This window comes from Flavobacterium zhairuonense (assembly GCF_004352915.1).
Taxonomy (GTDB): domain Bacteria; phylum Bacteroidota; class Bacteroidia; order Flavobacteriales; family Flavobacteriaceae; genus Flavobacterium; species Flavobacterium zhairuonense.
Genome location: NZ_SJSY01000072.1, coordinates 309,917 through 321,467 on the forward strand (window position 1 = coordinate 309,917; position 11,551 = coordinate 321,467).

The following is an 11,551-nucleotide window of genomic DNA, read 5'->3' on the forward strand; positions in this document are numbered from 1 at the left end:
CTGAAAAATAGCCAATTCACAATGAAATTTTAGAATAATTCCTAATAATTATGTAAATTGTTAGGACTTTATGTTTTGCAATTTTGTAAGATGTCAAAGTATGCTTTTTTCAGAAGCAATTAAATCAAGTATTTTATTGAAGTATGAATAAGAAATCCATTCCTATTTTTAAAAGAATATTTCGTGTACTTGCGTGGTGCGTGGTTTCTGTAATCGCACTTTTATTGCTTCTTATTATTCTGATTCAGGTTCCGTCAGTTCAGAATTTCGTTAAAAACAAAGCGGTTTCCTATCTTCAGGATAAAATAAAAACCAAAGTTTCTTTAGATCGTATTTCGATTAAATTTCCAAAAGATGTAGTGTTGGAAGGTTTTTATTTTGAAGACCAAAAAAAAGACACATTGCTGGCAGGAAAAAGATTAGAACTCGATGTTGATCTTTTTAAGTTGGTCAGTAGTGAACTCGAAATCAATTCGGTTTCGCTTGAAAATGTAAATGCGAATATTTCAAGAAATAAAAACGGCGTTTTCAACTTCGATTATATCATTAAAGCATTCGAATCTAAAGACCCAAAAGTAGATGATCCAAATGCAAAACCTTTTAAAATTTCGGTCGTAAAAGTCAATTTAGACAATGTGAAATTCAATTTTAAAGATGATTTTTCTAAGAATGATATTCGCGTAAATCTCACGCATTTCGATACTAAATTCAAGAAATTTGATCTCGATAATATGGATTTTAATATTCCGACGATCAATTTAAATGGTTTAAAAGTGGTTTTGGATCAGGATGTTGTCGAGAAAATTGCTGAGGTTTCGGTTAAGACGGTTGATACAATTTCGAAGCGACCGGATTTCAAATTGGCTTTAAATAAAATCACGCTTTCTAAGATTGATATATTATATGATAATAAAGATTCAAAGCTAAATTCCGGCATTCGTTTAGGAAATTTAAATTTGGCCGTAAACGAAATCGATCTGAACAAACAGCTTTTGGATTTTGATACTTTTGAAGTAAAAAATCTGAGTGGAAATCTTCGATTAGGAGCGAAAGACAAGCAAATTCAAACCCCGGATTTAGATACAACTGCTATAAAACAAGCCGGCTGGAAAACAAAATTAAACAAAGTCAATATCGAAAATTTCGCCTTCAAATTTGATGATATGCAGTCAAAAGCCGTTGCAAAAGGTTTAGATTATAGTCATTTGGATTTGAATAAATTCAATTTTGAAGCTGAGAAATTATATTACGGAAATGATACCATTTCGGGAAATATAAATAAGCTTACAGTAAACGAAAAAAGCGGTTTAGAAATTCAGTCCTTAAAAACCACTTTTTTCTACGGGCCAAAAAATGCATCTTTAGAAAACTTGTATTTAAAAACACCTCAAACGCTTGTTCAGAATAAAATTAAAGTCGAATACAAATCATTAGAATCGCTTCAGAAAGATTTAGGAAATCTTGCCATTGACGCCAATTTTAAAGAATCAAAAATAGGTTTCAGAGACATTTTATTGTTTGTTCCTACACTTCAAAACACAAATCCTTTCAAAAGTAATCCTAATGCTATTTTATATGTAAACAGTCGTGTAAACGGAAAAGTGAAAGATTTGAATATTCCGCAATTCGAAATGAGCGGAATTGGCACTACAAAAGTTTCCCTTTCGGGGAAGATAAAAGGGCTTCCTGACGCGCAAAAAGCGTATTACGATTTAGATATTAAAAAATTGTCAAGCACTTCAAAAGATATTAATTCATTTGTGCCAAAAGGAACAATTCCGACCAATATTCAACTTCCTTCTCAATTGAGTCTGGTTGGAAAGTTTAAAGGTTCGGCTCAGAATTTTAAAACCAATTTGGTTTTAAACAGCAGCTTCGGAAATGCAAAAATCGATGCATTATTCGATCAGCGCATTAAGAAAAAAGAGAAATACGATGCGGTAGTTTCTTTAAACGATTTTAATGTTGGGCGATTAATCAAAAACGATTCAATTGGAAAAATTACGCTTAAAGCGAAAGTAAATGGCAACGGTTTAGACCCAAAAACGGCAAATGCAGTTGTTGACGGAATTGTTCAGAAAGCTGTTTTTAATCGCTATGCCTATAAAGATTTAACCTTAAAAGGAAATATTGAAAACGGATCTTTTGCAGTAAAATCAGGAATGAAAGATCCAAATCTGAATTTTGATTTGGTTGCCAGCGGAAATACAAAAGAGAAATATCCAGCCATAAAATTAAAGTTAATCCTTGACATTGCTGATTTAGAAAAACTGAATCTCCACGCCGGCCCGATGAAACTCCGTGGAAATGTTGATGCTGACATTGCAAACAGTAATCCCGATTTTCTGAACGGAAAAGTATTTCTTTCGAACATTCAGATTTTGCAGGATAAAGAACCAATTGTTTTAGATTCTATCCGCGTTCTCGCTTTCGCGGATAAAGACAGTAATTCGATCAAAGTTTCGTCTCAATTTTTAAAAGCCGAAGTAATTGGTAAATACAAATTGACGACGCTGGCAAATTCGATTCAGAAATCATTATCAAAATATATTAATCTTCAAAATCCAAAAGTCAATGCCGAATCAGACGAGCAAAGACTGGCGTTTACTTTGAAAGTTGATAATGATCCTGTGCTTTTAAAATTACTTCCAAAACTCACAGGTTTAGAGCCTTTTACGATAAATGGGAATTACAACAGCCAAACAGATTCTTTGGAAGTAAAAGGAACGATTCCGCGAATTGTTTATGACGGAAATACAATTTCAGACGGAAAAATAAGTATCGAAACAAAAGACAACGCTTTAGGATATTTGGTTTCTGTAGGAACTATCGAAAGTGGTTCTTTCAAAATTCCGTTTACAAGTTTATCGGGTAAAGTAGAAAATAATGAGCTGACGTATGCTTTGGAAGTAAAAGACGCCAAAGAAAAACAGCAGTATTTTATTGGTGGAAACCTAAATCATGAAAATGCGAAAAACGTCTTTAAAATTGATCCTGAAACTTTTGTTTTAAATTATGAAAAATGGAATGTAGATCCGGAAAATGCAATCGAATTTGGAGATAAAAGACTTTACATCAACAGATTTTTTTTGAATCATGAAGGCGATGAATTGAAAATTCAGTCTCAAGAAACACAAAATAATGCGCCATTGCAAGTCGATTTTGTAAACTTCAAAATTGGCACCATTATGAGCATGATTTCTAAAGATAAAGAGCTGATTCAAGGTTTGGTAAACGGAAATGCTTTGGTTGAAAATGTAATGACAAAACCCACTTTTACTTCCGATTTAAAAATAGATGATTTTATTTTTAAAGGAGAAAAAGTAGGCGATTTAGAAATAAAAGTAGACAATAAAACTGCCGATACACTTGTTGCTAATGTTATTTTAAGTGATGAGGGGAATGATGTCAAACTTACTGGAGAATATAAAATTGAAGAAGGCAATTTTGATCTGGATGTTGCCATCAACAAACTGACTATTAAAAGTATTCAGGGTTTTAGCATGGGAAATATTTCAGAAGGGACAGGTTTTCTATCGGGAAATTTTAAAATTACAGGAAATACTTCGGCTCCAAAAATTAATGGCGAATTGAACTTTAATGATGCTGGTTTTAGAGTGACACAGCTGAATTCTTATTTTAAAACGGGAAAAGAAAAAATCACTTTCAATGAAGGAACAATTTCGTTTGATAAATTTTCTCTTTTAGATGAAAATGACAATGAATTGTTTGTCAACGGAACCGTTCAGTCTGCTGATTTTGTAAAATATAATTTTGATCTCCTTGTTGAAGCAAATGATTTTAGAGCCATAAACTCTAAACCTGCTGATAACGATTTGTTTTACGGCGATTTGTTTTTGGATACGAAACTAAATATCAAAGGAAATTTAGATAGTCCGGTTGTTGACGGAACGATAAAAATAAATAAAGAAACGAAGTTTACGGTTGTCATGCCTCAGTCAGATCCGTCAATTGCAGATCGGGAAGGAATTGTTGAGTTTGTTGATGAAGATAATATGTATCTCAAACAAACGGTTGACATGCAAAAAAAACTGAATCAATCTGAACTGAAAGGAATGGATGTTAACGTGGCTATTACGATTGACAAAGAAGCAGAATTGACTTTATTAATTGATAAATCAAATGGCGATTATCTGAAATTAAAAGGAGAAGCAGAGTTAGTGGGCGGAATAGATCAGTCTGGAAAAACAACTTTGACGGGAAAATATGAGTTTACGGATGGTGCTTATGAAATGAATTTTAACGGAATTAAGAGAAAATTCGATATTCAGCAAGGAAGTTTTATTACCTGGAATGGCGAGCCAACATTGGCAAATGTTAATATAACGGCCATTTATAAAGTAGAAACGGCACCAATTGATTTGATGGGAAATCAATTAAAAAATGAGACTCAGGCGGTTCAAAATACTTATAAGCAAAAACTTCCTTTTCAGACTTTGCTGAAAATGAATGGTGAATTGATGAAACCTGAAATTTCTTTTGGAATTAATCTTCCAGATGGGAATTATAATGTTTCATCTGATGTTGTAACAAGAACACAAACTAGATTAAAACAATTAGAACAAGATCCTGCAGAATTGAACAAACAGGTTTTTGCACTTTTATTATTAAACCGATTTGTAGGCGAAAATCCGTTTTCGAGTGAAAGTGGCGGTACAAATGCAGAATCGTTTGCTAGACAAAGTGTGAGCAAGATTCTTTCGCAACAGTTAAACAATTTGGCTGGAGAATTAATCACAGGTTTTGAAGTCAACTTTGATTTAGAATCAACAGAAGATTACACAACCGGAACCATGCAGAACCGAACCGATTTGAATGTTGAGGTTTCTAAAAAATTGCTAGATGATCGATTAAAAGTAACTGTAGGAAGCAGTTTTGGAGTAGAAGGCGCGGAGCGCGCCAATGAAGAAAGTACCAATATTGCCGGCGATGTTGCATTAGATTATCAATTGACAAAAGACGGCCGATATATGGTTCGTGCATATCGCAAAAATCAATATCAGGTAGCAGTGGAAGGTCAGGTTATTGAGACTGGTGTTGCTTTTATTATTACGATGAGTTACAATAAATTCAGAGAGCTTTTTCATAGAACTGAAAAAGAAAAAGAAATGATTCGGGAAGAAAAACTCCGAAAAGAGAAACAAAAACAAAAGGAGAAGGAAAATAAAGAAAAGGAGAAATTGCAGGAAAATCAAATTCAAGGAAATGAACAAAAAACATAATCATATAAAAAATCATTTTGCAAAGTATTTTGTATTGATGTCCCTGTTTTTTGTTTTTGGATGCAGTAATACAAAATATCTTCCGGAAGGCGATTTGCTTTACACAGGCGGTTCAGTTACCGTAAAAGATTCGATCATGAAAAAGAAAGATCGAAAAACTTTGCAAACCGAGTTGGAAGCGCTTTTGCGTCCAAAACCCAATAAAACATTTTTAGGATTACGCCCAAAATTATGGATTTACAATCTTGCTGGACAACCTAAAAAACAAAAAGGAACAAGATATTGGCTTCGAAATAAAGTGGGAGAACCGCCGGTTTTGTTCAGCCAGGTTGATTTGGATTATAATGCTTCAGTTTTGCGAAATTTTACTGAAAACAGAGGCTATTTCAAAACGCGGGTCAGTGCTGATTCTACGGTCAGAAATAAACGAGTTACGGCAGAATATACGATTGTCCCGAAGAAGCAGTACATTATAAAAAGCGTTACGTTTCCGGATGATTCTTTAAAAATGTCGAAAATAATCGCCAGATCAAGCCGAAGAAGTTTGCTGAAAGTAGGAAATCCGTATGATCTGGATGTTATAAAAGCCGAAAGAGAACGAATCGATGCGAGATTGAAAGAGAAAGGATATTTCTACTTCAATCCAGATTATATTTTAGCAAAAGTGGACAGCAGTAAAGGCGATCACGAAGTTAAAATTCGATTGGTCATTAAGGATGAAACACCTACAAAAGCTTTGACTTCTTATACGATTAATAAAATATTTGTGTACCCGAATTACTCATTGACAAATGACAGCGCGGTGTACAGAAAAAGAAACATCACACAATACAAAGATTTTACAATTATTGATACGGCAGAAACCTTTAAACCAAGAGTTTATGACCGAACAATTTATTTTAAAAAAGGGGATTTATACAACAGAAAAGATCACAATTTAACCTTAAACCGATTTGTAAATCTGGGCACTTTTAGTTTCGTAAAAAATGAATTTAAGCCATCAGATTCGATCAGTAATGCTTTAGATTCATATTATTATCTGACACTTTTGCCTAAAAAATTTATTAGAGTGGAGGTTATCGGGAAAACGAATTCTGCTAGTTATACGGGAACAGAGCTTAATTTAAATTGGAACAACAGAAACTTTTTTCGAGGTGCAGAATTGTTTACGGCATCCGTTTTTGGCGGTGCCGATTTTCAGTTGGGAGGAGTTAATAAAGGAAAAAATATTTACAAACTTGGAGGAGAAGTTAGTTTGACCTGGCCGAGATTTATAACGCCTTTTCATATTGAAGGAAACAGCGAATTTGTGCCAAGAACAAAAGCTACTTTAAGATACGAATACCAAAAAAGAACGGAGTTGTATGCTTTAAATTCCTTCAACTCGACATTTGGTTATTTGTGGAAAGAAAACATTAGAAAAGAACATCAATTAAATATTGTAGATGTGACTTATGTCAGTCCAAATCATGTTACAGAAGAATATTTAGAAGATATTCAGCAAGATCCTTCATTGGGAAAAGTAATTGAAAAACAGTTGATTTTTGGACCAACTTACAATTACACCTACACCAATACGATGCAGAAACGCAAAAAAAACACCATTTATTTTAATGGCGAATTGGATTTGGCAGGAAACCTTACAGGCTTAGTTACCGGGGCAGATTATCCAAATAATGTAAAATCTATATTTAATGTTCCGTTTAGTCAGTATGTAAAAATAAGATCTGATTTCAGGCATTATTTGAAATTGGGAAAAGAAAGTGAACTGGCCAGCAGATTGATTGTCGGAATGGGATTTGCTTATGGAAATTCAAATACGCTTCCCGCATCAAAACAATTTGTAGTGGGGGGAACCAATAGTATTCGCGCTTTTAGAGCAAGAACACTCGGCCCTGGAAGTTATGTAATTCCACCCAACACAACAAATTCAAATTACACACCTGATCAGTCCGCCGATTTAAAACTGGAATTCAATACAGAATATCGTGCGAAACTTTTCAGTATTGTAAGAGGTGCAGTTTTTCTGGATGCGGGAAATATTTGGCTCTTACATGCAGATCCAGATAAACCTGGGGCCGAAATCTCAAAAGATTTTATGAAAGAAATTGCTGTGGGCGCCGGTGTTGGTTTACGTTTTGATTTGTCGTTCTTTGTTTTGAGAACAGATTTAGCGATTCCATTAAGAAATCCAGCATTGCCAGACGGACAGCGATGGGTAATTGATGATATAAATTTTGGAAGCAGTTCTTGGCGAAAAGATAACTTGATTTTGAATATTGCTATTGGATATCCGTTTTAAATGGTTTTTGTTAACCACAAATTACGCAAATTTTAACAAATTATATTTGGCTGTGTTTCCTCTTCTAAAAAAAGTAATTTGTGGAAATTTGCGTAATTTGTGGTAGAAAAGCTCTATGCTTTTTTAAAAAAAGAAGTAAATTGGTCTAATAAAATAAAGCAATGCAAAGAACACTCAAAAGAATTTTGGTTTTAGCTTCAGTCGTTTTTTTAATAATTCTGGCTTTCAAATTCTGTCAATTCAAAAAAGATGACGATTCTGATATTCAGTATAACACCAATTTAATTCAGCAACAGATTCTAAATGTTGGTAAATTGGTTGTCACCGAAGGACATTTTTCAGAAGTAATTACATATAAAAATCAGCAGAAATATTTCATGGATATGATTTCTTTTGAGAAGAAAGCGCTTGTTGTCGTAAATGCAAATGTGACTGTTGCGTATGATTTGCACAAAATGAAATACGATATCGACGAAAAAAACAAAACGATTACGATTCTTAATATCCCAAAAGAAGAAATTACCATCAATCCGGATATTCAGTTTTATGATGTAGAACAAAGTAAATTGAATCCGTTTACGGGCGATGATTACAATAAAATCAATAAATCGGTAAAAGCGAATTTGGCCAAAAAAATTGAAAATTCTACTTTAAAAACAAACGCCCAAAATAGATTAATCAGCGAATTGTCTAAAATCTTAATTATGACAAATTCAATGGGCTGGAAATTGGAGTATAATGGGAAAACTATTGAGTCAGAGAAAGAGCTAAATCAGGATTTGAAATTGTAGTTTTTGAGGTTCAAAGGAACAAAGGAACAAAGTTTTTTTTGCAATCTTGTCATTTCGACGAAGGAGAAATCACACAAGAAAAGCCACATGCAAAATCGCCAATCTTTGTCGAATTACTAGTGTGATTTCTCCTTCGTCGAAATGACATAAAATGAAGGGAAACCTTTGTTACTTTGTGCCTCTGAACCTTGAAAAGTTAAGCAGTTTCCTTATCAAAAATCAAATCCAATCCGCCAGAAATCAAATGCGCTACTTCAGGACGTTTAATTTTCAATTGATCAAGATGAACCAATACTTCCTGTAAAAGCTGTTTTTCATCAGAATCCTTCAAAAGTTCTGCAATTTCAACAGATAAAAGCCAATCATTTGAATGGTTATTTTTTAACTTTTCAAAAACAGATAATAATTCACTTTTAGATTCTTTGTTGTTTCTGATATTTCGAACTGATGCGTATAACGTTTCTAATTCATCGCGTTCGTCAGTATGTTTAGCTTTTATAGTTTTTGTTGAAGGAACAATATTGATCAAGTCAAAACTATTTACATCGGCAGGGCCAGAAAAAGCAGAAACCACTTTTTTGCCAATAGCCATGTCGTAATTTCCCCAATCAGGCTGAAACAAAATCGTTTCGCCATGCGTTACCGTACAATTTCTAAAACTGATTAAAATAATTTCTCCATGAAGGTTTCGTGATCCCGTAATAATTTCACCTTCAACAATAATATTGCCTTCAAATTCCAGTTTTACCGTTTCATTTTCAACAATGCTGTAAGCTTGTAAATCCTTCGGACTCATATCTTCAATCGCTAAATTGAAGCCTTTGAGTTTCCCAATCGGACTTCCAAATCCGTGTGGATGTGTTAAAGTTCCGTGACCAACTAATTCTTTTTCTCGGTATGCTAAAGCTGTTTTTCCAGTTGTTTGAATGTAAACCGGTTTTCCTTCTTCTTCAATTACATTTGTAAAAACGCCCGAAATCTGTAAACCTGTACTTAATTCAATAGTTCCCAAAGCATTCGACTGAATTAATTTTTGAATTCCAGAAAGCCCTCCTGTACGTAAAGCCATTTTATTTGCAAATTCTTCTAAAATCAAACTCAAATAAGAGAAAGTTGGCGTTACATATAGTTGAGGTTGCAATTGTGTAATATCAAAATTTTGATTTGCTGCCGAAATATCATAAGGGATTTTTTTTACATTATTAGTCATACAATGAGCACTTTCGCCAATTGAAGAAAGCAATCCGGCGCCATATATTTTTGGATTTTCAACAGTTCCGATTAATCCGTACTCAACTGTCCACCAATGCAGGTTTCGAATTTGAGCCATTTCAGATAATTCGCCCATATTGTTTTGTAAATCGGCAACGGCTTTTTCAGCTTCGTCAATTTTTTCTTGAGGCGTATCTTCAGCTTCTTTCAAAATTGAAAGCAGACGAATCGCTTCATACATTTGGTAATCTTTATGTGAAGAAATCGCTTTGCATCCAATTTCGCCAAAACGTCTTAAATATTCTGCATATTCAGGATTAGCAATAATAGGCGCGTGGCCGGCGCCTTCGTGAATGATGTCTGGAGCTGGCGTATATTCAATATGTTCTAATTGTCGAATATCTGAAGCAATAACCAAAACGTTATAAGCTTGGAATTCCATAAAAGCATTTGGTGGGATGAAACCATCAACGGCAACTGCAGCCCAGCCAATTTCGGTAAGAATACGATTCATTCCGTACATACTCGGAATAGAATCTATTTCGATTCCCGTTTTACGTAAACCATCTAAATAAGAATGATGTGCAACTTTTGAAAGATAATCTACATTTTTGCGCATTACATAGCGCCAAACCGCTTGATTAATTGGTGTATAATCACTATAATCCTGAGGTTTAATAAATTGCTTTAAATGTTTTGGCAATCGCTCCAATAACGGATTTGTTTCTATAGATGCATTCATTTCGAAAACGTTGTAGATTAGAATGTAAAATTACGAATTTAGACCGCTAATTTTTGCTATTTATCACAAAATTTTTATTCGAAAGTGTGTTTTATTGCGTTTTTATAGGTTTTTAGAGTATAGAAAGAAAAAGGATTTTAACAGTCATTGTTTTCATAATTGACTTTTTCCATTGTTTTTTTCAAAGTTTTCCAATTCTTTTTTAGTCATTGTTGTTTCTTTCAAATCCACTTTTAATTGTTTTTTGGTATCTGGGCTAATCCATAATCCTGAAAAAGTATTGTTTGCTTTCTTTAAAATGAGTACACCGCTAAAATCGTGTTCTACCATGATAAATTCATTTTCAGCTTTTCTGTTTTGAGTAATGTTAAGTTGAATCCAGTTTTTGGATTTATTGTAACGGTACATCGAAGTGTACATTAAATCGGCTGTGCATGGATTTTCTTCTGTTTTGATATAAACAGTTATAGGGGTTTTGCCATCGACAGTTCCTTGATATAAATTTGAAGTTGGTGCCGTTTGAGCCTGAATTGTATTGAAAAAAGAGAAACAAATTATAAAAAAGAGCATTATTTTTTTCATACGAAAATATTTAGTAGGTTTTTAATTTGGTTAAGATGGGCTTGTGTTGAACCAAATTTATTTAAAAAATAACAACATCTTCTAAATTTTAAAATTTACTTTTAGGATTTCTTGAGTGAATTTCTCAATTCATTTTCGGCATTTCTGAAATATTCAATTTTATGATTGAACATAAAAGCCATATTTGTAGCGCGCATTTTTGCTTCTTCGGTTAATGGACCTGCAAATTGTGTATCAATTGTAGTATTGAAAATTTCGATCCAACGATCAAAATGAGTTTTATCGACTGGTAATTGTTTGTGTGGAGGAAACGGAGTTCCAGAATAGGCACGGACATCAAATAAAATGGTTTGCCAAAAGCCATACATTTTTTGCAAATGAGGTTCCCAGCGATCTTGTAATTTATCATTAAATATCGGGCCAATGAGATCATCTTTTCTAACATTGTCATAAAAGCTGTTCACCATTTGTTTAATGTCTTCTAAAGTCGAAATATCTTTAAGGGCATTCATTGTTTTTCTTTCTAAAATGAATTGCAAAAATACGACATAACTTCTTGCTTAATCCATGATATTTGTCATTTAACAAGCAGATTTTTCAGCTCTGAAAACAATCTATTTAACTTATAAAACATCCTCTTTTTTGTATATAAATGTTAATGCGGAGTAAAAAGTAAGAT

Annotated in this window: 6 protein-coding genes; 3 read left to right on the top strand and 3 right to left on the bottom strand. The window is 33.4% G+C overall.

Annotated elements, in window-relative coordinates; translation table 11 throughout:
• Nucleotides 1-143: 143 nt before the first annotated feature.
• The 3 genes from EYY60_RS11665 (at nucleotide 144) to EYY60_RS11675 (ending at nucleotide 8,336) form a co-directional block, all read left to right on the top strand.
• On the top strand, nucleotides 144-5,243 hold the full coding sequence (locus EYY60_RS11665) for a translocation/assembly module TamB domain-containing protein (protein WP_132989509.1): 5,100 nt from the start codon (nucleotides 144-146) through the stop codon (nucleotides 5,241-5,243).
• Nucleotides 5,227-7,545, top strand: a complete 2,319-nt coding sequence (gene tamL / locus EYY60_RS11670; RefSeq protein WP_132989510.1) for a translocation and assembly module lipoprotein TamL — start codon at nucleotides 5,227-5,229, stop codon at nucleotides 7,543-7,545. Before EYY60_RS11665 ends, tamL begins: the two co-directional genes overlap by 17 nt.
• A gap of 161 nt (nucleotides 7,546-7,706) precedes the next feature.
• Nucleotides 7,707-8,336, top strand: a complete 630-nt coding sequence (locus EYY60_RS11675) for a DUF4230 domain-containing protein (protein WP_132989511.1) — start codon at nucleotides 7,707-7,709, stop codon at nucleotides 8,334-8,336.
• A 196-nt stretch (nucleotides 8,337-8,532) separates the two neighbouring features.
• Here EYY60_RS11675 and EYY60_RS11680 read toward each other — a convergent pair whose 3' ends face one another.
• From EYY60_RS11680 to EYY60_RS11690, 3 genes are all read right to left on the bottom strand, one after another.
• Nucleotides 8,533-10,290: an aromatic amino acid hydroxylase gene (locus EYY60_RS11680; RefSeq protein WP_132989512.1), complete on the bottom strand. Its 1,758-nt coding sequence runs from the start codon at nucleotides 10,288-10,290 to the stop codon at nucleotides 8,533-8,535.
• Nucleotides 10,291-10,443: 153 nt separating this feature from the next.
• Nucleotides 10,444-10,872, bottom strand: coding sequence for a hypothetical protein (locus EYY60_RS11685; RefSeq protein ID WP_235832321.1), 429 nt, complete (start codon nucleotides 10,870-10,872; stop codon nucleotides 10,444-10,446).
• A 101-nt stretch (nucleotides 10,873-10,973) separates the two neighbouring features.
• Nucleotides 10,974-11,384, bottom strand: coding sequence for a group III truncated hemoglobin (locus tag EYY60_RS11690; RefSeq protein WP_132989513.1), 411 nt, complete (start codon nucleotides 11,382-11,384; stop codon nucleotides 10,974-10,976).
• Nucleotides 11,385-11,551: the final 167 nt, after the last annotated feature.